The sequence below is a fragment of the Saccharicrinis sp. 156 genome (assembly GCF_050589685.1).
Lineage (GTDB): Bacteria > Bacteroidota > Bacteroidia > Bacteroidales > Marinilabiliaceae > Saccharicrinis.
The window spans coordinates 46,312-70,210 of record NZ_JBNGOS010000036.1; the positions used below are offsets into that span (position 1 = coordinate 46,312).

16 protein-coding genes are annotated in these 23,899 nt (G+C 41.5%); 13 read left to right on the plus strand and 3 right to left on the minus strand.

The window, feature by feature from the left end; genetic code table 11:
• Positions 1 to 2 precede the first annotated feature (2 nt).
• The 12 genes from ACRD64_RS19775 (at position 3) to ACRD64_RS19830 (ending at position 18,230) form a co-directional block, all read left to right on the plus strand.
• Positions 3 to 1,463 carry a UDP-N-acetylmuramoyl-L-alanyl-D-glutamate--2,6-diaminopimelate ligase gene (locus ACRD64_RS19775; RefSeq protein WP_430935266.1) on the plus strand — a complete coding sequence of 487 codons (1,461 nt, stop codon included), beginning with the start codon at positions 3 to 5 and terminating at the stop codon, positions 1,461 to 1,463.
• 49 nt (positions 1,464 to 1,512) lie between these two features.
• On the plus strand, positions 1,513 to 2,745 hold the full coding sequence (gene mraY / locus ACRD64_RS19780) for a phospho-N-acetylmuramoyl-pentapeptide-transferase (protein ID WP_430935268.1): 1,233 nt from the start codon (positions 1,513 to 1,515) through the stop codon (positions 2,743 to 2,745).
• 5 nt (positions 2,746 to 2,750) lie between these two features.
• Entirely contained in the window at positions 2,751 to 4,091 is a 1,341-nt protein-coding gene (gene murD, locus ACRD64_RS19785) for a UDP-N-acetylmuramoyl-L-alanine--D-glutamate ligase (protein ID WP_430935270.1), read from the plus strand.
• Between the two features lie 29 nt (positions 4,092 to 4,120).
• Entirely contained in the window at positions 4,121 to 5,302 is a 1,182-nt protein-coding gene (locus tag ACRD64_RS19790) for an FtsW/RodA/SpoVE family cell cycle protein (protein ID WP_430935272.1), read from the plus strand.
• A gap of 69 nt (positions 5,303 to 5,371) precedes the next feature.
• Positions 5,372 to 6,457: an undecaprenyldiphospho-muramoylpentapeptide beta-N-acetylglucosaminyltransferase gene (murG, locus tag ACRD64_RS19795; RefSeq protein ID WP_430935274.1), complete on the plus strand. Its 1,086-nt coding sequence runs from the start codon at positions 5,372 to 5,374 to the stop codon at positions 6,455 to 6,457.
• 2 nt (positions 6,458 to 6,459) lie between these two features.
• Positions 6,460 to 7,833 (plus strand): UDP-N-acetylmuramate--L-alanine ligase, encoded by a 1,374-nt coding sequence (murC, locus tag ACRD64_RS19800; protein WP_430935276.1) that lies wholly within the window; start codon positions 6,460 to 6,462, stop codon positions 7,831 to 7,833.
• A gap of 197 nt (positions 7,834 to 8,030) precedes the next feature.
• A complete protein-coding gene (locus ACRD64_RS19805) occupies positions 8,031 to 8,846 on the plus strand; it encodes a cell division protein FtsQ/DivIB (RefSeq protein ID WP_430935278.1) in 816 nt (271 codons plus the stop codon).
• 3 nt (positions 8,847 to 8,849) lie between these two features.
• The gene (gene ftsA, locus ACRD64_RS19810; RefSeq protein WP_430935280.1) at positions 8,850 to 10,196 is read left to right on the plus strand and encodes a cell division protein FtsA; all 1,347 of its coding nucleotides are present in this window, start codon (positions 8,850 to 8,852) and stop codon (positions 10,194 to 10,196) included.
• Between the two features lie 119 nt (positions 10,197 to 10,315).
• Positions 10,316 to 11,809 (plus strand): cell division protein FtsZ, encoded by a 1,494-nt coding sequence (ftsZ, locus tag ACRD64_RS19815; protein WP_430935282.1) that lies wholly within the window; start codon positions 10,316 to 10,318, stop codon positions 11,807 to 11,809.
• Between the two features lie 186 nt (positions 11,810 to 11,995).
• On the plus strand, positions 11,996 to 12,442 hold the full coding sequence (locus tag ACRD64_RS19820; RefSeq protein ID WP_430935284.1) for a GatB/YqeY domain-containing protein: 447 nt from the start codon (positions 11,996 to 11,998) through the stop codon (positions 12,440 to 12,442).
• 505 nt (positions 12,443 to 12,947) lie between these two features.
• A complete protein-coding gene (locus ACRD64_RS19825; RefSeq protein WP_430935286.1) occupies positions 12,948 to 13,607 on the plus strand; it encodes a hypothetical protein in 660 nt (219 codons plus the stop codon).
• 942 nt (positions 13,608 to 14,549) lie between these two features.
• Positions 14,550 to 18,230: a PAS domain S-box protein gene (locus ACRD64_RS19830; RefSeq protein WP_430935288.1), complete on the plus strand. Its 3,681-nt coding sequence runs from the start codon at positions 14,550 to 14,552 to the stop codon at positions 18,228 to 18,230.
• Between the two features lie 193 nt (positions 18,231 to 18,423).
• Here ACRD64_RS19830 and ACRD64_RS19835 read toward each other — a convergent pair whose 3' ends face one another.
• On the minus strand, positions 18,424 to 18,567 hold the full coding sequence (locus tag ACRD64_RS19835) for a hypothetical protein (RefSeq protein ID WP_430935290.1): 144 nt from the start codon (positions 18,565 to 18,567) through the stop codon (positions 18,424 to 18,426).
• Between the two features lie 469 nt (positions 18,568 to 19,036).
• Here ACRD64_RS19835 and ACRD64_RS19840 point away from each other — a divergent pair, with 469 nt between their 5' ends.
• On the plus strand, positions 19,037 to 21,559 hold the full coding sequence (locus ACRD64_RS19840) for a PAS domain-containing sensor histidine kinase (protein ID WP_430935292.1): 2,523 nt from the start codon (positions 19,037 to 19,039) through the stop codon (positions 21,557 to 21,559).
• A gap of 382 nt (positions 21,560 to 21,941) precedes the next feature.
• Here the strand turns inward: ACRD64_RS19840 and ACRD64_RS19845 are convergent, their stop codons facing one another.
• On the minus strand, positions 21,942 to 22,445 hold the full coding sequence (locus ACRD64_RS19845; RefSeq protein ID WP_430935294.1) for a hypothetical protein: 504 nt from the start codon (positions 22,443 to 22,445) through the stop codon (positions 21,942 to 21,944).
• Positions 22,446 to 22,647: 202 nt separating this feature from the next.
• Positions 22,648 to 23,343 carry a hypothetical protein gene (locus ACRD64_RS19850; protein ID WP_430935296.1) on the minus strand — a complete coding sequence of 232 codons (696 nt, stop codon included), beginning with the start codon at positions 23,341 to 23,343 and terminating at the stop codon, positions 22,648 to 22,650.
• Positions 23,344 to 23,899 lie beyond the last annotated feature (556 nt).

Sequence of the window (23,899 nt, forward strand, 5' to 3'; positions counted from 1 at the left end):
AAATGACAAAGGTTTCGCAAATACAAGAATGGACACAGGTGAAAACGCTGGTCGGTAACAACGATGTTGTCTTTACCGGGATCACTTTTGATTCTCGGAAGGCTTCGGACGATACATTGTTTGTAGCGGTGCGGGGGGTGAATGTGGATGGTCATTCTTTTATTGCCAAGGCAATTGCCTCTGGTTGTTCTATTGTGGTTTGCGAAGAATTGCCCAAGGAGTGTTATGCTAATATCACCTTTGTGGTTGTTGAGGATAGCGCGTTGACCTTGGGGGAAATCGCTTCGGGTTTTTACGGAAAACCATCGGAAGAGCTGGAGCTGATTGGAGTCACAGGAACCAATGGTAAAACAACCGTCGCCACCCTGTTGTACGAGCTTTTTCGCGATATGGGCTTTGAATCGGGGTTGTTTAGTACGGTGGCAAATTATATTGGCGACAAAAAATTGGCTTCTACGCATACTACACCCGATCCGGTTGCTCTGAATAAAATCATGCGCCAAATGGTGGATGCAGGATGTAGGTATTGTTTTATGGAAGTGAGTTCACATGCCATCGATCAAAAACGGATAGCAGGATTAAGATATAAGGGAGGTATTTTTACCAACCTAACGCATGATCACCTGGATTACCATAAGACATTCAGTGGTTATCTGAAAGCTAAAAAAACTTTCTTCGACGAATTGTCGAAGGATGCTTTTGCCATGATAAATGTGGACGATAAGAACGGCATGGTAATGGTGCAAAACTGCAAAGCCCGTATAAAAACGTACTCGATACGTGCAATGGCAGACTATAAGGCAAAAATTGTGGAGAGTATGTTCGAGGGGATGCAACTGTTAATTAATAATAATGAGGTATGGACCCCTTTTATAGGAAAGTTCAATGCACAGAATTTATTGGCGGTATATGGAACTGCGATGTCTTTAGGCAGAGATAAAGAAGAGGTGTTGTTGAGTTTAAGCCGCTTGCATTCGGTAGATGGGAGGTTTCAGACTATACGTTCCAGGTCGGGTATTACGGCGGTTGTGGATTATGCCCACACCCCGGATGCGTTAAAAAATGTGATAGAAACCATCAATCAAATCCGTCAGCTGGGACAGGAATTGGTTACAGTTGTAGGGGCCGGTGGCGACAGAGATAAATCTAAGCGGTCCGAGATGGCCAGGGTGGCTGTATTGGGAAGTAACAGGGTGATATTGACTTCGGATAATCCCAGATCGGAAAATCCGCAAGCTATTGTAGATGATATGATGGAAGGGGTGGATTTTGAAAATCGAATAAAAGTGGTGTCGATCATTGACAGAAAAGAGGCCATTAAAACGGCTTGCATGTTGTCGAAGCGTGGCGATATTATTTTGGTGGCGGGCAAAGGACATGAAGATTATCAGGAAATAGCAGGGGTGAAACATCATTTTGATGATAGAGAAGTGATTAAGGAAATTTTTAAAATGATATCATAAGTCGAGAGTCTTATTGTAATCGTGTTTTTATAGGTTAAGAAACAAAAGTATGTTGTACTATCTTTTTGAATACTTGGAGCAGATGGATATTCCCGGAGCAGGAATGTTTCAATATATTTCGTTCCGTTCGGGTTTGGCCGTGATTTTTTCCCTTTTGATAGGTACCATTTACGGTAAGCGCGTGATCAATCTGTTGCAGAAAAAGCAGATTGGGGAAGTCGTTCGCGATTTAAATCTCGAAGGGCAATATGCAAAAAAAGGGACGCCAACAATGGGCGGTGTCATCATAATTGCATCAATACTAATCCCAACCCTCCTGTTTGCCAAGCTGTCCAATGTTTATATTATCTTGATGCTGGTGTCTACCGTTTGGTTGGGGGTGATTGGTTTTTTAGATGACTATATTAAAGTATTTAAAAAGAATAAGGAAGGTCTCGCAGGGCGTTTCAAAATCATCGGTCAAATAGGACTGGGACTGATTGTTGGTTTGACTTTGTGGTCTAGTGATTCGGTTGTGGTGAGAGAGAAAATTCCCGGCGAAACAATTGTTGTGACCAACGACGCGGGTGAGCAGGTTGAACGTCCGGCAACCGTGGATATTAAAACTACCCAAACAACGATTCCATTCATGAAAAACAACCGGTTCGACTATGCCTGGTTTGTGAGTTTTATGGGGGAAAGTGCTGCCAAGTGGGGATGGGTGGTGTTTGTGCTGGCAGTTATTTTTGTCATCACTGCGGTGTCTAATGGCGCTAATATGACCGACGGTTTGGATGGCCTGGCAACGGGGACATCCGCCATCATTGGTACCACTCTGGGTATACTTGCCTATGTTTCCAGTAACACCGTATTTGCCGAATATCTTAATATAATGTATATCCCGCAATCGGCGGAGCTGGTGATTTTTATGAGTGCCTTTATCGGTGCCACTATCGGATTTTTATGGTATAACTCTTTCCCGGCCCAGGTTTTTATGGGGGATACCGGTAGTTTGACACTGGGTGGTATAATTGCGGTTTTTGCCATTATCATTAAAACGGAATTGTTGATTCCTATCCTTTGTGGGATTTTCCTGGTGGAGAATATCTCAGTCATGATCCAGGTATCATGGTTTAAATACACTAAAAAGAGATATGGTGAAGGTCGTAGGGTTTTTAAAATGGCACCATTGCATCATCATTATCAAAAGATGGGATATACAGAATCTAAGATTGTGACCCGATTTTGGATTGTAGGAATTATTCTGGCGGTATTAACAATTGTAACACTTAAAGTAAGATAGGAATAGTGAGAAGGCGGATTGTCATATTAGGGGCCGGAGAAAGTGGTGTAGGTGCGGCGTTGTTGGCACAAAAGCAAGGATATGATGTTTTTGTGTCTGATAAGTCAACTATAAAAGAGGCTTTTAAAAAGGAGTTGGATGACAATCGGATAGTGTATGAGCAGGAACAGCATTCGAAAGATAAAATTTATAGGGCAGATGAAGTGGTGAAAAGTCCTGGAATTCCTGATTCAGTTCCAATAATAAAGGCGTTAAGGGAGCGGAAGATTCCTGTTGTTTCGGAGATAGAATTTGCAGCAAGACATACCGATGCAAAATTTGTGGCAATCACCGGAAGCAACGGAAAAACCACTACCGCCCTGCTGACTTATCATGTATTGACAGGTGCAGGATTAAAAGTTGGCTTGGCCGGGAATATTGGGCACAGCCTGGCCCGCCAAATAGCGGTTGAAAAGGCTAAGGATTGGTACGTGTTGGAGTTGAGTAGTTTTCAGCTAGATGGAATGTTTGATTTTAAAGCAGATATAGCTGTCTTGTTAAATATCACACCGGATCACCTGGACAGGTATGATTACAAAATGGAAAATTACATTGCTTCTAAATTTAAAATTATCCAAAACCAAACAGCGGATGACTATTTTATTTATTGTTTGGACGATGAAAATATTTCACGGGAGTTGCAAGTGCGTGATATAAAGGCGCAACAGTTACCGTTTTCAAATTTTAAAGAGATCCGTGAGGGAGCTTTTTTTCAAGATGACAAAATAGTGTTTAATCTAAAGGGGGATGCCATGAGTGTATTTATGGAGCAGCTGGCCATTCAGGGACAGCACAATCGTTATAATACGATGGCAGCGGGTATCGTTGCACATCTGTTTCAAATCCGAAAGCCTGGCATTCGCGAATGCCTCCTCAGCTTTAAGGGGGTAGAACATCGTTTGGAAAAGGTGCTGAAGGTTAGGGGCATGAATTTTATCAATGACTCCAAGGCTACCAATGTTAACTCGTCGTGGTATGCATTGGAGAGTATGGATACCAAGGTGATATGGATTGCAGGGGGAGTGGATAAAGGAAATGATTACTCCGACATAATAGAGCTGGCTAAAAAAAAGGTGAAAGCTTTGGTGTGTTTGGGCACTGATAATAAAAAACTGATGGAAAGCTTTAAGGGAGTCGTGCCAACTGTTGTTGAAGTTTCCAGTATGGCCGAGGCTGTTAAGTCAGCTTATTATTTAGGGGATAAAGGTGATTCGGTATTGTTATCCCCGGCCTGTGCGAGTTTCGATTTGTTTGAGAATTACGAAGAGCGTGGTCGTTTGTTTAAAGAATGTGTTAGAAATCTGTAGTACTGTTTGTGCTAATTGAATATAATTAAATGGGACTAAAGGCTACCTTACAAAAGTACTTTAAAGGAGACCCCATATTGTGGGGGGTGATAGCCATGTTGGCGGCTGTTTCGTTGTTGGCTGTATACAGTTCAACCGGTTCGTTGGCGTACAAGTACCAGGGAGGGAATACGTATTACTATATGCTCAAGCATTTTGTGTTTCTGTTGGTAGGGATTGCTGTAATTTGGGGGATTCACCAGATGGATTACCGGATGTTTGCCAAATATGCCACGGTGGCATTATGGGTTTCCATTGGGTTACTTCTTATAACCCTGGCTACTGGTATAAGCCTGAACCAGGCCTCGCGGTGGCTGACGGTTCCGGGTATCGGTATTTCGTTTCAGCCTTCCGAACTGGCAAAGTTAGCTTTGATCATGTACATCGCCCGAACGCTTGCCCGTAACCAGGACGATGAGCATGGGGCCAAAGGGGCGTTTAAACCCATCATGACTTATGTCGGAATCGTGTGCCTGCTCATTTTTACGGAAGATTTCTCTACGGCCTTTTTGATTGGATTTATCGCATTTTTACTGATGTTTATTGGTCGTGTGCCATTCAAATATTTGTTCGGAACAGTTGGGGTGGTAGTTATGTTGGTCACTATTTTGTTTTTGGCATCACCTTATTTGCCATTCTTACATAGGGCCGAAACCTGGAAAGCACGTATCGAAAGATTTGTAAACGATGAAGACCAGGAGTCGGAGGGGAGTTACCAATCCCGACAGGCACAAATGGCGGTCGCAACCGGCGGCTTGTTTGGCAAAGGTCCGGGGAACAGTAAGCAACGAAACTTTCTGCCTCACCCGTATAGCGATTTTATTTTTGCGATCATAGTTGAGGAATGGGGGACAATTGGGGCCTTCTTTGTAATCATGTGTTACGTAGTGTTCTTGTTTAGGGCAGGTGTGATTGTCCGTGGGAGCACACGTACGTTTCCGGCTTTTTTAGCCATCGGCTTGTCATACCTGCTGGTGTTCCAGGGCTTTTTTAATATGGGTGTAGCGGTAGGTATATTTCCGGTTACCGGACAACCGTTGCCATTGGTAAGCATGGGGGGTACGTCTATTATATTTACCTGTATTGCTATGGGCGCTATTTTGGCGGTCAGCAGAAATAATATGGAAGAAGCGCAGCGTTTAAAAGAAGAAGCGGAGGTAGCTGGTGTTTAATTTCTAATGCATATGGCGGGTTAAATCAGTTAATTGTCTCTAGTCTTGTAATATTAAGTCGAATAAGTTATGAAGGTGATAATAAGTGGAGGAGGAACCGGAGGACATATATTTCCGGCAGTTTCAATAGCGAATGCTTTAAAAGAATTGGATTCGTCAATACAAATATTATTTGTTGGGGCCGAAGGGAAGATGGAGATGGAAAAGGTACCGGCGGCAGGATATGAAATTGTGGGTTTACCTGTGGCGGGTTTCCAGCGTAGACTTACCTTGAAAAACGTGACCTTCTTTTTTAAATTGGCGGCAAGTATGATGAAGGCGCGACGGGTGGTGCGGCAGTTTAAACCGGATGTGGTGGTAGGTGTTGGTGGCTATGCGAGTGGCCCGGTTTTGCGGGTGGCGACCAATAGAAATATTCCTACCGTTATCCAGGAGCAGAATTCCTATCCGGGTGTAACGAACAAGATATTGTCAAAAAAGGTGAGTAAAATATGTGTTGCCTATCCCGAAATGGAACGATTTTTTCCAAAGGATAAGATTATACGAACGGGTAATCCCATACGGCAAAACTTGTTGGGTAAAGTGAGTAGGAAAGAGGCCGCTGAATATTTCGGGCTTGACCCAAATAAAAAAGTGGTGTTTGTAACCGGAGGAAGCCTGGGAGCCAGGACAATCAACGAAGGGATTGAGGCAGGCTACGGGCGGCTGGAAAAAGAAGGCGTTCAGCTGATCTGGCAAACAGGTAAATATTATTACGGGAAGATAAAGGATGCCGTTCCCGAAAATGAGAACATAAAAATCATGGCTTTTGTAGATAGAATGGAAGCAGCATTTGCGTTGGCTGATGTGGTGGTTTCCAGGGCAGGCGCTTCGTCCATCTCGGAAATAGCCTTGCTGGGAAAAGCGGCGGTGTTTGTGCCGTCACCTAACGTGTCGGAAGATCATCAGACCAAAAACGCCATGGCATTGGTGAAAGAGGGGGCGGCCGAAATAGTGGCGGATAAAAACGTGTCAGATGAACTGGTGGCAAAAGTGTTGGCGCTGTTAAATAATGACGAGGAACTTGAACGGTTGAAACGTAATGTTAAAAAATTTGCAATGCCGGATGCCGCTAAAGTAATTGTAGAAGAAATATGTAAGTTGGTTAAGAGATAAAAATGGATTTTAGTAGGGTAAATAGTGTTTATTTAATTGGAATTGGCGGGATTGGCATGAGTGCCCTGGCGCGTTACTTTAAGGCCAATGGATATGCGGTGGCTGGATACGACCGTACAGAAACTGTTTTGATTGGCGAGCTGCAGAAAGAAGGGATTGAAATTCATTTTGAGGATAAAGTGGAGTTGATAGCGGGTGAATATAAAAATCCGGTATACACATTGGTGGTATATACCCCGGCGGTGTCTCCCGACCATAAACAATTGACTTATTTTAAAGAACATTTGTTTACCGTGAAAAAGCGGTCCGAAGTGCTGGGGTTGCTAACCCATCAGCACAAAGGTATTTGTGTGGCCGGAACGCATGGGAAAACAACAATATCAACCATGATTGCACATTTGTTAAAGCAGTCAAATGTAGGCTGTAGTGCATTTTTGGGAGGGGTGTCCCAGAACTATAAAACAAATTTGTTGCTTTCGGATAAGTCCGACTTTGTGGTTTTGGAAGCAGATGAATTTGATCGTTCTTTTTTGAGGTTGAAGCCTTATTTGGCTTTGGTTTCAAGTGCAGATGCCGATCATTTGGATGTGTATGGCAACGATAGTTCGGTGAAAGAGTCGTTTCAGCAATTTGCCTATTTGGTGAAGCCGGGTGGTATTCTGCTTACCAAAAAGGAGATCGATCTGGCGTTTAAGGCAGGTGAAGGCGTGAAGCATATAACTTATTCCTTGGAAGATAAAGAAGCGGATTTTTTTGCCGAAAACATTCGTTTGGTGGATGGTCTTTATCATTTTGATTTGAATGCACAGGGCGTGTTGATTGAAGATATTACAGTAGGCGTTCCGGGCCTGGTCAATGTTGAAAACGCGGTGGGTGCTTGTTCGGTAGCCTATTGGGTTGGGGCTACGGGCATGGAGATAAGGTCGGCCTTGTCTGAATTTAAAGGAATCAGACGCAGGTTCGATTATCGGATTAAACGTGATGACCTGGTGCTGATTGATGATTATGCCCATCATCCCGAAGAGATAAAAGCCACGATTCGATCCGTTCGGGCGTTGTACCCGGATAGTAAGGTGACGGGTGTCTTTCAGCCCCATTTGTTTTCCAGAACGAATGACTTTTATAAAGAGTTTGCGCAAAGCCTGGGCAAATTGGATGAACTCATCATGCTTGATATTTATCCGGCACGGGAAAAACCAATGGAGGGGGTCACATCGAAGCTTATTTTGGATTTGGTAGACTTGCCGGTGAAAAGGTTGACGATTAAAAAAGAATTGATAAAGGAAATAAAGTCAATGAAGCCGGAAGTTTTGTTAATGATGGGTGCCGGTGATATCGATAAGGAAATTGATAAGGTTGTTGAGGTTCTAAAGTGAAATTTAAAATATATTGTTTTGTAACAATCAGAGTGAATGAATTGAATAGATTGTTTTTTATAGATATACAGAGGTTGAATCTACTGCGTTTTTAAAATAAAATCGAGGCGGGATTTTACCCGTAAATGCATTTCATGGAAACGCTTTCCCATATTTTGGAAAATTATATTCGTTAATCGTTAATAAAAACCTGCCGATTGTTTATAAAAAAGCAGGCTTTGATAGAAGTAAGTTTTGTTTATTCAAATATATTTAAACGGGTTGAAGTAGGTAAGAGGATAATGGTAGCTAAAGTTAAAAATATGATACTGTGGGGATTGGTGATAGCATACTTTCCCGTGCTTTTTGCTTTTGTTTCAAATGGTAAAAGTAAGGTGGTTTGCTCCGACATACATGTTGTGGTCAACGACAGCATCGAAGCTGGTTTTATTACCTCAACCCAAATGCGTAATGTGCTGCTCAATAAATATCCCAATGTTTTAGGTGGTAAGCTGGAAGCCATAGATTGTGAGGAGATTGAGCATTTCATAAAAAAGCATGAGGCAGTCAGCGAGTGTGAGGCCTATTACACTGTTGGAGGCCATTTGAATGTGAGGCTGGAGCAAAGGAAACCGTTATGTAGGGTGTTTTCAGGGCTCTCTTCGTATTACATTGATGAGGAAGGTGAAAAAATGCCTTTGTTTGATAGCTATGCTGCACATGTATTAGTGATAAGCGGACATGTTAACAAGTTGGATAGTCTGTTTGAGGTGATTGAATTTGCAAGATTCATCAAGTCAAATGAGTTCTGGAATGCGCAAATAGAGCAAGTATATGTTGAACAAAACGGAGAGTTCTCTTTGGCTCCCCGTGTTGGCGATCAAATTATTTATTTGGGGTCGCTCGAAAATTATCCGGTCAAGATGAGGAATCTATATGCACTGTATCGCAAAGGATTGCATCCCAGGGAGTGGAATAATTACAAAGAGATTAATTTACAGTTCGAAGGTCAAATAATTTGTACAAAAAAATAACATATGAGTGATACTTCCAATTTAATTGCTGCTATCGACATCGGTACCACAAAAATTGTAGCTGTTGTTGGACAAAAAACTGAGCACGGTAGAATGCACATTGTCGGTATAGAAAAAGTACCGTCGACAGGTGTGAAGAGGGGGGTTGTGCTTAATATTGAGGAAACGGTGAATGCTATCAAGGATTTGGTTTTTAATGTAGAGGCCAAATATGACGTTAAATTGCACGAGGTTTACGTGGGTATTGCCGGTCAGCATATTAAAAGCTTGCGAAACAGAGGTTACCGATATATAGAAACGAGTCACGAAATAACACAGTACGACGTGGATCAGTTATATAAGGATAACTTCAAGATTCCTTTGGAAGCGGGTGAAAATATTTTGCATGTTTTTTCGCAGGATTATGTGGTGGATAACGAAGCGGGAGTCAAAAATCCCATCGGCATGTCTGGCCGTCGTTTAGAGGGTAATTATCATATCGTTTTGGGAAGGATTGCTTCGGTTAATAACATCGAGAAGTGCATCAACCGTGTAGGTTTAAAGCTGAATCATCTGATCCTGGAACCAATGGCTTCGGCACGGTCGGTGCTGACAGATGAGGAAAAAGAGGCCGGCGTGGTATTGGTGGATATTGGTGGGGGTACAACCGATGTGGCCGTATTTTACGATGGGGTCATTCAGCATACAGCCGTAATTCCGTTTGGAGGTAATGTGGTAACTTCAGATGTGAAAGAAGGTTGTGCGGTATTGCAAAAACAAGCTGAATCATTGAAAACTCAATTTGGTTCTGCCTTGGGCGACCTGGAACGTGAGGATATGGTGGTTACCATACCTGGAATTGAAGGTTGGGAGCCCAAGGAAATATCTTTTAAATCGCTGGCATACATTATCCAAGCTCGTATGGAAGAGATTGTGGATTATGTGATGTATCAAATAGAATCTTCTAAGCTTTACGATAAGTTGGGTGCGGGGATTGTGATAACAGGTGGTGGCTCGTTGTTGAAAAACCTACCGCAGCTGGTGAAGTTCCGCACAGGACTCGAGGTACGTATTGGTATACCTAACAAATATCTGGCAGAGAACAATGTGGAAGATGCCGGCAAACCGATGTATTCGACCAGTATCGGGCTGCTGTTGAGTGCCATGGATAATCCGGTTAAAAAGGTGGTTGAGCAAGAGTTGTTTTCCGATGAATTTCAAGATGCCGAAGTTCAAAGCAGAAAAGTGACATCCCAGCCGCGTAAAGAGAAAAAACGCAGAGAAAAACCCGAATATACGACAGGAGACCTGTTTGGAAGTTTTAAAAAGACCATAGCAGGAATATTTGACGAGAAAGATGTGGAGATGTAGCAAATAGCTGCTGGCCTAAGCCAACTGCTAAGCCAGCTGGCTCAGGCCTGAATATATTATAATAACATGTAGTTATGTGTCCTGTCTTTGTAGGGCAGGATATCTAAAAAACAAAAAACATGAGCGAGGAGTTAATGAATTTCGATATACCTCAAAACCGCGATTGTATTATTAAAGTAATTGGAGTTGGAGGTGGTGGTAGCAATGCGGTAAATCACATGTTCAATCAGGGTATTAAAGATGTGAACTTTATAGTATGCAATACGGATGAGCAAGCATTGGAAAATAGCTCGGTGCCTATAAAAATTCAATTGGGCGAGTCGCTCACCGAAGGACGCGGTGCAGGAAACAAACCGGAAAAAGGAAAGCAAGCGGCCATCGAGAATATCGGTGAGGTTGAAAAAGTATTGCAGGACAACACCAAAATGGTTTTTATCACCGCCGGTATGGGTGGTGGAACAGGAACTGGCGCTGCCCCGATTATCGCTAAGGCAGCCCGCGATATGGGTATTCTCACCGTCGGTATTGTTACCATTCCGTTTAAGTTCGAAGGGAAATTAAGAATAAACCAGGCTTTGGATGGAATAGCCGAAATGGAGAAGAACGTGGACTCGCTCCTGGTGATCAACAATGAGAAGCTGCGCGAGATGTACGGTGATCTAAAACTATCCAATGCCTTCTCCAAAGCGGATGACGTGCTGTCAACCGCAGCCAAGGGAATAGCTGAAATCATTACGGTTCACGGCTATATAAATGTCGACTTTGCCGATGTGGAAACCGTGATGAAAAATAGTGGAGTGGCCATTATGGGCAGTTCCTCTGCTTCCGGCGATAATAGAGCATTGCTGGCTATTCAGCAAGCGTTGGAGTCGCCATTGTTAAACAGCAATGATATCTGTGGAGCACAAAATATTTTACTTAACATTACTTCGGGCGTGGAAGAAATTACCATGGACGAGGTTGGTGAGGTAACCGATTTTGTGCAGGAAACAGTGGGGATGAGTGCCTCCATCATATGGGGAACGGGCACGAACGAAAAATTGGAGAATAATGTTAGCGTTACCATTATAGCTACCGGTTTCAACACCAAAAACATTGCCGAATTTTCCCAGAGAAACGAGCCGAAAGTTCAACGCTTTTCTTTAGCAGACGATGAGGGGGAGGTGAGTGAAGAAGAAGTGGTGGATATGGCAGATGAAGAACATGTAGTGCTCGATCTGGATGAGCCGGACGAAGGGACTTCAAGAGTCGTGGATTTTGATGCTATTGAGAAAGCGAAAGAAGAAAGAATTAATCTTTTTTATAAAGATACTGTCCGAAAAAAAACGGTAGAGGAAAAAGAACCTGATTTGACATTGGGGAATTTGCAAAGTAGGATATCGACAGGAATAGGAGAGCGTTTTTCTATCTCATCGGAGGAAATGGAGGATGACAGGTATATTGAACGTATTGAAAATGTGCCGGCATATAAGCGCAAAAAATCGAAGCAGGTCGATATTCCTGACGGAGATGATTCGCAGTATAAGGTTTCAAGATTTACAATCTCGGAAGGCAAGGATGGTAAAACTAAAATTATGCGCGATAATCCATATCTACACGATAATGTGGATTAGTGAGGAACTCAAATAAGACCGACACATCAACGATCTGTATAGTTTGACAGCGCTTTGTTGCGTCGGAAATAAGATAAATCCATTAAAAAACCAATTGCAAACGCTGATATGGTGGAGCGGGAATGGCAAGTATGCTAGTGGATGTCTATATTCAGTGGGTATTATAATTAAATTAAAATAAGCGTGATGACATTACTGGAACAAATATCGCAAGAAATAAAAACAGCCATGAAAGCCAAGGATAAGGTTACCTTGGAGGCTTTGCGCGGAATAAAGAAAGAACTGATTGAAGCCAATACGGCTTCCAGTGAAGAGGTGACTGAAGAGGCAGGACTAAAAATCATGCAAAAAATGGTGAAGCAGCGTAAAGATGCCGCTGCCATTTTTGTGGATCAAGGTCGTGAGGATTTGGCAGAAAAGGAAACAGCCGAAGCAGAGGTGATTGCCAGGTTTTTGCCGGAGCAGATCACCGGGGCCGAACTGGAAAAGTTGGTGGCTGCTATCGTTGAAAAATCGGGAGCCGCATCCATAAAAGAGATGGGTAAAGTTATGGGGATGGCTTCCAAAGAATTGGGTGGTAAAGCCGACGGTAAAGAGATCGCTGACCTGGTTAAAAAAATACTGAATGCCTAGGTTTCCCGAAAACCGAAATGGATGTCATGAATTAAACGCAAGTCTCAGTTTTGGGATTTGCGTTTTTTTTGGTTTAAACCCGGATTATACATTGAAGGTGCGTAACAGGATTTCTGATACCTATTACGGATGATAACTTAATTTCATTGACAATCCAACCCTAAACAAAGAGTATGGCATAATTTATAAATGCTAACCAATAATAAATATAAAAAAAATTTGTTATATTTAACATTATAACACTGTAGCCGCAATTGATACAGAGGTAGTGAGAAGGCGTTGAAATGTAATTGGAAGGAATAGAACTGCAACAGGAAGGAATGGAAATGTAAGCAGAAGGAGCCCATGGGTAAAGCGAAGGAACAGAAAGGTAAGCGGAAGGGATACAATGGTAGGTCGAAGTAACGGAAATGTGAGTCGTAGGAATTGAATTGTAAGGCGAAGGCGTTAAAATGTAAGTTGAAAAAAATTAGCTTTTATTTATAAACCTTTAAATTCAATTTTTATGGCAACTAAACCAAAATTCTCGGAAGCTGAAACATTAGAACAGTACAGAATTGCATTAGACAATGCAGAATCCCAAACAGATATCGCAGCAATCATGGCTGAGTTAGGTTTTGATTCCGCAGTTATCGGAGCCGGTAAGGCAATCTTAACAGAAACAAGACAGGCTTACGACTTAAACCAAACAGAAGACGATGAAACATCAGCTGCCTATGCAGATTTTTCGGGTAAAAAAGAACAATTGGAAGATACCTTTAATATTCATCGCAAGAAAGCAAAAGTGGTGTTCCGCAATGATCCTTTAACAGCAGATAAATTATCCATTTCAGGTGCAATGCCTCGCACTTATATGAAATGGTTAGAAGCTGCAAATAAATTCTATAGCGTTGCATCAACTGATACGGCTATCCAGGGCAAATTAGCCAGATTAAAGATATCAGTTGATGATCTAACAGCTGCCAGCACAATGATTTCTGACTTGAAAGCTGCCAGGGCAGAGTACCTTAAAGAAAAAGGAGAATCGCAAGACGCAACAAAAAACAAAGATGCGGCATTTGCCAAGATAGATGATTGGATGAGCGAGTTCTACGCAGTAGCAAAGATTGGATTAGAAGATAATCCTCAGCTGTTAGAAGCATTAGGCAAAACCGTGAGAAGCTAACGCAATAGCCCACTATTTGTAAACGCATTGGCAAGCCTGCGCAAGAAAAATGCGATAAAAAGGCGCGCCAATGTGCTTACAAAAACATCCCTGTTTGCCCACAGGGCATTAGGGTTTGCCCCCCCCCAAAAAAAAAACAAAATAAATTCGTGCCCCGTATGCAACTTCAGTGCGGTATAATAAAACATCAAAGAGTAGTGCTAAACAAAACTATTTGCCTAATTGTTGATAGGGAAGCAAATCTTTAAAATCCCTAAAAATTGAAGGCTTTACGCTTATTGGCATTAAACCGTATGCTCAACATTGTTACCGTACAAACGTTATTTGCCATGAGGGATGTTAAAGAAATAAGCTAAGAGCAGGCTGCAATCAATACAATTCAAAAACTATCCTTCAAGCTGAATCATTGATATTAATACAAACGTATTTCAAATAATGATTTATACAAATTGTCAAAAAACAGAAAATAAAGTGATTGGATATGACTAATTGAGGATTTTTTTTCCAACATTAGGAGCAGAGATTGCGCTGGTAAGGCAGCGGTTGATGCCTTTCCGGATAGCTTTCATTAACTAGGTTAAAAGGAGAAAAATGAGAATTATTGATTGCTGAAGCAGACGAAAAAAATCCAAAATAGACACATTTCAGATCCCTCTCCAACAGCTGAAGATGTGGTTAGCGGGTTAGGTGGTCCGGGAGGAATAGTAAGGATTTTGATTACGTAGTTTGTTGAGCACGTGCGGTTTGAAGTATCCTGGCATTAAACAAAGCCAATGGGCGCTTAAACGGGTCAGGGAGTCAACGCCCTTGGACATTTTTTATGGTAATTAGGACGTTCTTGTTAAATTGAATGCAAAATGTAAAACCTAAGTCTCACGTTGGACGACTGGCACGAAACGTTGGTTGCTTCTTCCGGCTTGGACAACGCTAAAATACAATCCCATGGACTATCTGAATACAACAAAAGAAGAACTCATCCTTGAGTTACAAAAATTACAGCAACAGTACCGTGTTCTGCAAACCAAATATGAAAAGGAAGCCCTAGAACAAAAACAGAAAACAGAGAGCCTGGAATTGAAAGAGGAGCAATGCAGGGCTATTCTTCAATCGACATTAAGTGGTTTTTGGAGGGCAGACATGCAGGGACGGTTGCTGGAAGTGAATAAAGCCTATTGCCAAATGAGTGGCTACCGCCAGCACGAGTTACTAAACATGCGAATTTCCGATTTGGATGCCCTGGAAAATACCGAAGATACATTGGCTCATCTGCAAAGGATGAGAGAAAATGGGGGTGATCGTTTTGAGTCGAAACACCGCCGAAAAGACGGGAGTATTATTGATGTTGAGGTCAGCACGCAATATCTGGATTTAAATGGCGGACAAATTGTAAGTTTTACGAATGACATCACGGAAAGGAAACAAGCCCTAAATCAACTGGTTGAAAATGAGCAAATGTTTCGGGAGGTAATACAAAACTCGCCCATTGGCAAGGCCCTTGTGAAACCGGAAGGGCGCTTTATGGATGTAAACAAAGCCTTTTGCAATATGCTGGGCTATTCAAAAGAAGAACTTCTAAACCTGGATTTTAAAAGCATTACGCATCCCGAAGATTTGAATGCGGATTTAATTTATGTCCGGCGGATACTGGATGGTACGATAAGTAAATTTCAAACCGAAAAACGGTATGTCCGCAAAGACAAAACGGTGATATGGGCGCTGCTTAATGTTTCAATGCTAAGGTACGACGATGGCAGACCTAAATTTTCAATATCTCAAATCCAGGATATTACTCCGCGGAAACTTTCGGAACAAGCCCTGAAGGAAAGCGAAAAGAAATACCGCCTGATTGCAGATAATATGGGTAATGTGGTTACGGTTTTGGATATGGACCTGAACCTGACCTATGTAAGTCCATCGGTTAAGCGTATATTAGGTTATTCGCCGGATGAGTCCCTAAAAATAGGGCTTAGCGGGATTGTTCATCCCGAATCGATGGAGAAAATAGTCCCCGTTTTTGAAGAGAGAAAGCAGAAGGCGCTCAGCGGGGAGGCAGACTTTGAAAGAGGCCTTAAGTTGGAGGCAAAATTTCTTAGGAAAGATGGCACGTTAATTTGGGTAGAAATTGTTTCGTCATTTATAAGGGATAATAACCAGGAACCGGTTGGTATCTTGTCTGTCTCCCATGATATTAGCGAAAGGAAAAAAGCGGAACAGTTGCTGTTGGGGTCTGAACAGTTTTACCAGCAAATAATCAACAATACCCAAAGTGGATTGCTGGTATGCGGGCTGGATGCCAGGTATGTTTTATGGAATCCTGCCATGGAAAAAATCAGTGGCATAGCAAAAGAAGAAGCAATAGGGAAACATCCACTTGAATTATTCCCATTTCTAAAAGAGCAGGGTGTATATGATCTTTTTCTAAAGGCCATGGGCGGAGAAACAGTAACTACTCCCTACTACCCTTACGAAGTGCCCGGCTCGGGTAAATCCGGATGGGGTGTGACTGATTATTGCCCGCTGCGGGAGATTAATAATAATATAATTGGGGTAATCGGTTCGGTCCACGAAGTTAGCGACATTAAAAAAAATGAGATGCAGCTCAAGAACCGTGTCCGGATGGAGGAATTGTTCAATGATATCTCTTACCGGTTTGTGCGCGGCAGCTATAAGGAATGCGATAAATTAATTAAAGCCTCCCTAAAAAAAATAGGGATGTTTACCCGGGTTGACCGGGTTTTTGTATTCCTGTACGAAGAAAATGGAAGCCTGATAAGCAATACGCATGAATGGAACAGAGAAGGATTAACGTCTCAAATCAATGACCTTCAGCAATTACAGGTTGATACCTTTCCCTGGTGGACAGACAAAATGAAGAGGTTTGAGATTATAAATTATGAGGATATTGCAGATTTGCCTGCAGAAGCTGCCTACGAGCGATATGTTCTTGAAAAAATGGATGTGGCTTCAATTCTTTCGATACCAATGATTCATGAGGGACAACTCCAGGGAATTATTAGTTTCTATTCAGTTAAAACCAAAAAAAAATGGCTCGGGATTGATATCAAGATACTAAGGACACTGGCAGATTTGATTTGCGGCGAATTAGCCCGGACAAAAAGAATGAAAGAGCTCATTGAGGCCAAACAAAACGCGGAAGAAAACCAGAAAAAATTCAAAAAACTATCGAACCTTACGTTTGAAGGAATCCTAATAACCGACAACGGAATTATTCTCGATGCGAACAATTCGTTTACAAAACTCAGTGGTTACACCTATGAAGATTTAATAGGGAAAAATGTGATAGAAATGGTTGTTCCGGTGAAGTACCATCCTGTTGTTTATAAAAACATCAATAAAGGGCATGCACCCCCGTACGAAATTGAGATGATTAGGAAAGATGGTTCAATCATCCCGATCGAAATCGAAGGGAGATATATCGTGGAGGATGGAGGCGAATCTGAAGCTCGGGTGATAGCGGTTCGCGATATCAGATGGCGAAAAAAAGTACAGGCAGAAATATTGAAGCTTACAACGGCAGTGGAGCAAAGTGCAAACATGATAATGATCACGGACGCAAACGGAGATATCCAGTATGTCAATCCCAGGTTTGCGGAAGTAACCGGCTACGCTTCGGAAGAAGTGCGGGGGGAAAACCCAAGGTTCTTAAGGGCAGTCGAACATACGCAGGAATACCATGCCGAAATGTGGAAAACCATTTCCTCGGGTAAGACCTGGAAAGGGGTGTTTTACAATAAGAAAAAAAACGGCGACTTTTTTTACGAACAAGCCACCATAACACCCATAAAAAATGACGATTCGGAAATAATTCATTATCTGGCAATAAAAGAAGATGTTACTGCACTGGTGGAAAGCGAACGAAAACTAAAAAAACAAAACGTAGAGCTTTTAAAAGCGAAAGAAAAAGCCGAGGAAAGCGACAGGCTGAAAACGTCCTTCCTGGCCAATATGAGCCACGAAATTCGCACCCCGATGAACGGCATTCTGGGATTTACCAACTTGCTTTTAGAACCCGGTTTGGATAACGAAGATAGAGAGAGTTTTATCCAGCTTGTTCATCAGAGTGGGCAGCGCCTGTTAAATACCGTAAACGATATTGTGGAGATCTCTCAAATTGAATCCGGGACAGTTTATCTTAAAGTGGATGATACCGATGTTAATGCGTGCGTTGAAGGATTAATGGGCCTTTATGGACCGGAAGCCCGGAAGAAGGGGCTGGAGCTGATGGTTGACAGACTGCTGCCGGTCACCGCAAAAAATATCTCTACCGATCGCACCAAGCTGGATTCCATGCTTGGCAACTTAATAAAAAACGCCATAAAATATACCGAATCGGGAACCATTAACATGGGTTGCCTTGCGAATGGGGCAGCTATAGAGTTTTATATAAAGGATACCGGTATCGGAATCCCGAAAGAAAGACAGGAAGCCGTTTTTGAGCGCTTTGTGCAGGCCGACAATACGGATACAAGAGCATTCGAAGGTCTAGGTGTCGGGCTTGCCATTGCCAGGTCGTATGCCCAATTGCTCGGGGGTAATATTAGGGTCGAGAGCGAAGAAGGTGTTGGCTCCACATTTTATGTGAATTTGCCGGTTAAAAATTGACACAAACATGAAGGAAATTTTTAAATTTCTATTGATATTTTTGGATAAAAAATTATCTTTGCAGAACTCATAGTTTAGGGTTAGGTTTGGTTAAAGATTGAAGGCACCATCAAAACGTTTGATGGTGCCTTCTACTTTATATGCCTTGTGTGAACCTGTTTTTCCATATAAGGGTGCATTAGAATGTTTTTAGTTATTGGGGCTTCAGCTTATTGCACTTCAGCCTGGCCAGTTCTTTCTTCACGTTTTCCTTTTCTTTCTTAACCCTCGAAATTTCTTGCAGAACAAAAGAAATCTCGTATCCGTCGGCAATAGCGTCTTTATCGAACTTTTCCATGACAATGTAGTCGTGTTTTTGCCAATAAACTGCACTTTTAAACCCGGATTATATATTGGAGGTTCGTCATGAGCATTGCAAGTAAAATAAAACAAGGCATTACCGAAACGAGGCATCACTTGTCCCGATTACTTTCGTGAGCATCGTTCTGGTGAGTTGAAGTGGAGCAGCGGAGTGTCTTGTTTTGAAACAATTTCAATGTGTAATAGATTTTCTAATGCATATTGCGGGTTAAACATAGCTGACGGGCGGGTTCTGCAGGGTAATGAATTAAAGTGCTTGCGGATTCTATCTTTGGCAATTATTATGATTTTGGTAAATTCGCGCCGGAATTAATAACTAGCACCATTTTAAGATGGGAGACCGGCGAGTTCGATTCGTTGAGAGGCTTAAGGTAAAGCAACCCTTACCGGTCTGAAGCGAACTGTAGGTTGCTTCTTCTGTCAAGAGCACGGCAAAATAAAATCGCATGTACGATCTGAAAACATCAAAAGAAGAACTCATCCTGGAGTTACAAAAATTACAGAAGGAGAACCGGGTTCTGAAAACCAAATATGAAAAGGATGTTTTAGAGCAAAAACAAATAACAGAAGTTCTCGAATTGAAAGAAGAGCAACGAAAAGCCATTCTCCAATCAACATTAAATGGTTTTTGGAGGGCAGACATGCAGGGACGGTTGCTGGAAGTGAATAAAGCCTATTGCCAAATGAGTGGCTACAGCGAGCAGGAGTTACTAAAGATGCGAATTTCCGATTTGGATGCCCTGGAAAATACCGAAGATACATTGGCTCATTTACAAAGGATGAGAGAAAATGGGGGTGAACGTTTTGAGTCCAAACATCGTCGAAAAGACGGGAGTATTATTGATGTTGAAGTCAGTACTAACCATCTTGATTTAAATGGTGGACAAATTGTAAGTTTTACGAATGACATCACGGAAAGGAAACATTCCGTAAATGTGCTGTTTGAGAGCGAGCAATTGTTTCGGGAGGTAATGCAAAACTCGCCCATCGGCATGGCCCTTGTAAAACCGGATGGGCATTTTATTAACGTAAACAAAGCCTTTTGCAATATGCTGGGCTATTCAAAAGAAGAACTTCTAAGCCTGGATTCTCAAAGTATTACCCATCCCGAAGATTGGGATTCCGGTTTAAACCATGTCCGTCAGTTATGGAATGGTGGAATAGGTAAATTTCAAACCGAAAAACGGTATATCCGCAAGGACGAAACGGTGATATGGGCCATGCTTAACCTTTCAATGGTGAGCTACGACGATGGTCGCCCTAAATATGCTATCGCTCAAATCCAGGATATTACTCCGCGGAAACTTTCGGAACAAGCCCTGAAAGAAAGCGAAAAGAAATACCGCCTGATTGCAGATAATATGGGAAATGTGGTTACGGTTTTGGATATGGACCTGAACCTGACCTATGTGAGCCCATCGGTTGAGCGTATTTTAGGTTATTCGCCGGATGAATATCTAAAAATAGGGCTTAGCGGGATTGTTCATCCTGAATCGATGGAAAAGATTGTCCCTGTTTTTGAAGAGAGAAAGCAGATGGTGCTCAGCGGAGAGGCAGACGTGAAAAACATTGTGTTGGAAGCACAGTTTCTCAAAAAAAATGGTGCGTTAATATGGGTGGAAATCGTTTCGTCATTTATACGGGATAAAAATCAAATCCCGGTTGGAATACTGTCGGTCTCCCATGATATTACCGAAAGAAAAAATAATAAGTTACAACTTATAAATCGCATACGTATAGAGGAGATATTTAAAGATATCTCTTACCAGTTTGTCCGTGGCAGCTATTTGGAAACTGATGAGTTGATTAATTCCGCCTTAGACAAAGTAGGTTTGTTTACCCAGGTTGACCGGATTCATGTGTGCCGGTATGAAAACAATGGAACCGTGGTGAGTAATACGCATGAATGGTGCAACGAAGGAATCGAGCCTCAGATCAATCATCTTCAGCAATTGCCCGCTGTTTTATTTCAATGGGGGATGGATAAATTGTATAGGTATGAATTAATAAATTATGAGGACATTGCATATTTACCGCGTGAAGCGGCAGCAGAACGAAATATTCTTCAAAAATTTGGTATTGCTTCAATTCTTGCCATACCATTGATTTATGAAAAGCAATTCAATGGTTTTGTCGCTTTTAGTTCGGTTAAGCGCAAAAAAACGTGGATAGACGATGATATCAAAATGTTAAATGTGCTCTCAGATTTGATTTCCGGCGAATTAGGCCGAACTAACAGAATGAAGGAACTCATTAAAGCACGAGAAAAAGCCGAGGAAAGCGACAGGCTGAAAACGTCCTTCCTGGCCAATATGAGCCACGAAATTCGAACCCCGATGAACGGCATTCTGGGATTAACCAATATGCTTTTACAGCCCGGTTTGGATACCGAAGATAGAGAGAGTTTTATCCAGGTTGTTCATCAAAGTGGGCAGCGCCTGTTAAATACCGTAAACGATATTGTGGAGATCTCTCAAATTGAATCCGGGACAGTTTATCTTAAAGTGGATGATACCGATGTTAATGCGTGCGTTGAAGGATTAATGGGCCTTTATGGACCGGAAGCCCGGAAGAAGGGGCTGAAGCTGATGGTTGACAGACTGCTGCCGGTCACCGCAAAAAATATCTCTACCGATCGCACCAAGCTGGATTCCATGCTTGGCAACTTAATAAAAAACGCCATAAAATATACCGAATCGGGAACCATTAACATGGGTTGCCTTGCGAATGGGGCAGCCATAGAGTTTTATATAAAGGATACCGGTATCGGAATCCCGAAAGAAAGACAGGAAGCCGTTTTTGAGCGTTTTGTGCAGGCCGACAATACGGATACAAGAGCATTCGAAGGTCTAGGTGTCGGGCTTGCCATTGCCAGGTCGTATGCCCAATTGCTCGGGGGTAATATTAGGGTCGAGAGCGAAGAAGGTGTTGGCTCCACATTTTATGTGAATTTGCCGGTTAAAAATTGACGCAAACATGAAGGAAATTTTTAAATTTCTATTGATATTTTTGGATAAAAAATTATCTTTGCAGAACTCATAGTTTAGGGTTAGGTTTGGTTAAAGATTGAAGGCACCATCAAAACGTTTGATGGTGCCTTCTACTTTATATGTGTTGTGTGATTCTGTTTTTGATGACCATAGCCCATAGGCCCCATGCGAAATCTATTTATTGCCAATATATGGGCAACGGTGACAATGATGTGACCATATAATGACATACCCGTTCTCCCCTGAATCATTTAAGTGCGTACGGGTTTTGCTATATATCTGTTGGTTCGCAGGCATGATGTGTTTGAAGGGCTTGTTATAAAATGGATCAGTAATTTTTTTACAGGTAAAACAGCAGTTGTTAATTAAAACAATCAGGAGGGTTGGAAGGCGGATTTTGTATTTGTGCATGATTCTGTTCATGATTTTGTTCATGATTCTGTTCGTAATCGTAATACTTTATTATTACTTCCAAACTTCTGCTAACACCGTTAAAATTCTCAGGGTTTTTTGGTTCTATTTCTATCCTAATTTGTTGGGTTGTTCCAAGACTTATCCGAATATCGGTCGAGTAATTGTCCTTAGCATTATCCCATAGAACTATATTTTTGTCAGGTCTGATAATTTTCACTCGAATATCTCCGGGTAAATCTTCCTTGTTTAGATTGATATTGTATGCCCTTCCGCTATAAAAAACCTGAGCAATGTTTAGTTTCTCGTAAGGTTTAATCGTGTAACTTCGGCCGAACGATTGATTGTTAAATACACCGCCATAGGACTGGGAATAAATTTGGCCACTGAAAAAAAGAAGAACCCCGATAAGGAACGCGTATGCGTTGTGTGTTCTTTTTGTTGTTTGCTCCATGTGATATGTGTTATGAGTTATAAATAATGCCATGCTTGGCTCAGTTGAGTTTGGATTTATTTCTTATTTGGTTGGTTTAATAAAACTGTATGCTTTTTGTAAAAGATGTTTGCCTAAATATATTTTTAAGCTCAGCGGTGATTCGGTGATTGTTGTAATATGTCTCAACATTCAATGGTATAGTATTGATTTTAAATATCTGCTAGCCATATGGTAGTTGGAAATGATCACGCATATTCTGAATGTGATATCGGTTGTGATAAGATTCAACGAATGCTTGATGTTCCATCAGTGAATTTATTGTGCTCCGCTGGCATGGTTTGCTGGTAATATTTTCCTCTTGTGTCGAGGTATATTTATCCTGCACTAATTTGTACATTTGTAGATAGCCCGAATACAATAGGACGCCTAGAAAGGATACGAGAAAAAAAATAAATGCGATTAGAATACCTGCTGATATTCTGTTGTGTTGGATATTTAATTTTATTAGTTGCTCCACTTTTCTTGTTCTTTGTCTAACTTGCTCTTGAACCGCTGACAGTTCTTCTTTTTCTATTTTTTCCAGCGTAAGAAAGTGTTCTGCTAATCGGTCCAATTCTATTGATAATCTGCTATTGTAACCCGTGCTCCTTGAAAACTTTAAATCATGAATCAACGTTATTGATTTGTGGATGTCAGAGAGGGTCCTGTCGTTCAATTTGTTTTCGTTTTCTTTAAAGCTACCTGTTTCGTAACGCGTTGCGTTAATGGCTTCAGGTTTAACTATCTTGTTTTTTAAGGTGGCAATGGAATGTATTGTATTCAATAAAAAAAATGTACTCGTTGTTATACCCAGTAAACACCAAACAATGCCTATGGATAATAATATTAATCGGCTTTTGAACTTTAATGCTTTCATCTTCAGTTACTTTCTTTTGCCTCTGTTTGTTTTTGTATCAGCTATTTGAAGCAAAATTCATGTTTTCATAGACAGCATTTAGTGTGCCAATGTAGACAATGTAATGGTATTCAGAAGAATATGAGATTCAATAAAAGAGAAGGAGGGTTTTGGTGACCAAATGTTGACAGTAAATTAAATGTAGCGTGTTTTTTAGTTGTTGTTCATTTATTTTTTATTCAAACACATTTACGGGGTAATTTTTATTGCGCAGCCAACATTATAACCGACGCATTGTCTATTAGCCAGGATAAGTTGTATATGGAAATACCGTAAGGCATTAATAAACACCTTCATGTTGCCAGGTAAAAGCCATCCCGATTCTTGTTGGGATGGAAAACCATACAATATTTTAAGGGACTAAATATTTAAACCCGGATTATGCATTAGACCTTCGTCATGAACATTGAAAGTGCAATAAAACAAGGCTTTACTGAAATGAGGCATCACTTGTCCCGATTACTTTCCATAGCCGTTAACTTAAGGGAACCTATTGGTACAAAAACACATACACAGA

What these genes read in the sequence shown, in the direction of transcription:
- ACRD64_RS19775 (WP_430935266.1), top strand. Translation starts at nt 3, where the DNA reads ATGACAAAGGTTTCGCAAATACAAGAATGGACACAGGTGAAAACGCTG.
- mraY (WP_430935268.1), top strand. Translation starts at nt 1,513, where the DNA reads ATGTTGTACTATCTTTTTGAATACTTGGAGCAGATGGATATTCCCGGA.
- ACRD64_RS19790 (WP_430935272.1), top strand. Translation starts at nt 4,121, where the DNA reads ATGGGACTAAAGGCTACCTTACAAAAGTACTTTAAAGGAGACCCCATA.
- murG (WP_430935274.1), top strand. Translation starts at nt 5,372, where the DNA reads ATGAAGGTGATAATAAGTGGAGGAGGAACCGGAGGACATATATTTCCG.
- murC (WP_430935276.1), top strand. Translation starts at nt 6,460, where the DNA reads ATGGATTTTAGTAGGGTAAATAGTGTTTATTTAATTGGAATTGGCGGG.
- ftsA (WP_430935280.1), top strand. Translation starts at nt 8,850, where the DNA reads ATGAGTGATACTTCCAATTTAATTGCTGCTATCGACATCGGTACCACA.
- ftsZ (WP_430935282.1), top strand. Translation starts at nt 10,316, where the DNA reads ATGAGCGAGGAGTTAATGAATTTCGATATACCTCAAAACCGCGATTGT.
- ACRD64_RS19820 (WP_430935284.1), top strand. Translation starts at nt 11,996, where the DNA reads ATGACATTACTGGAACAAATATCGCAAGAAATAAAAACAGCCATGAAA.
- ACRD64_RS19825 (WP_430935286.1), top strand. Translation starts at nt 12,948, where the DNA reads ATGGCAACTAAACCAAAATTCTCGGAAGCTGAAACATTAGAACAGTAC.
- ACRD64_RS19830 (WP_430935288.1), top strand. Translation starts at nt 14,550, where the DNA reads ATGGACTATCTGAATACAACAAAAGAAGAACTCATCCTTGAGTTACAA.
- ACRD64_RS19835 (WP_430935290.1), bottom strand. Translation starts at nt 18,567, where the DNA reads ATGGAAAAGTTCGATAAAGACGCTATTGCCGACGGATACGAGATTTCT.
- ACRD64_RS19840 (WP_430935292.1), top strand. Translation starts at nt 19,037, where the DNA reads ATGTACGATCTGAAAACATCAAAAGAAGAACTCATCCTGGAGTTACAA.
- ACRD64_RS19845 (WP_430935294.1), bottom strand. Translation starts at nt 22,445, where the DNA reads ATGGAGCAAACAACAAAAAGAACACACAACGCATACGCGTTCCTTATC.
- ACRD64_RS19850 (WP_430935296.1), bottom strand. Translation starts at nt 23,343, where the DNA reads ATGAAAGCATTAAAGTTCAAAAGCCGATTAATATTATTATCCATAGGC.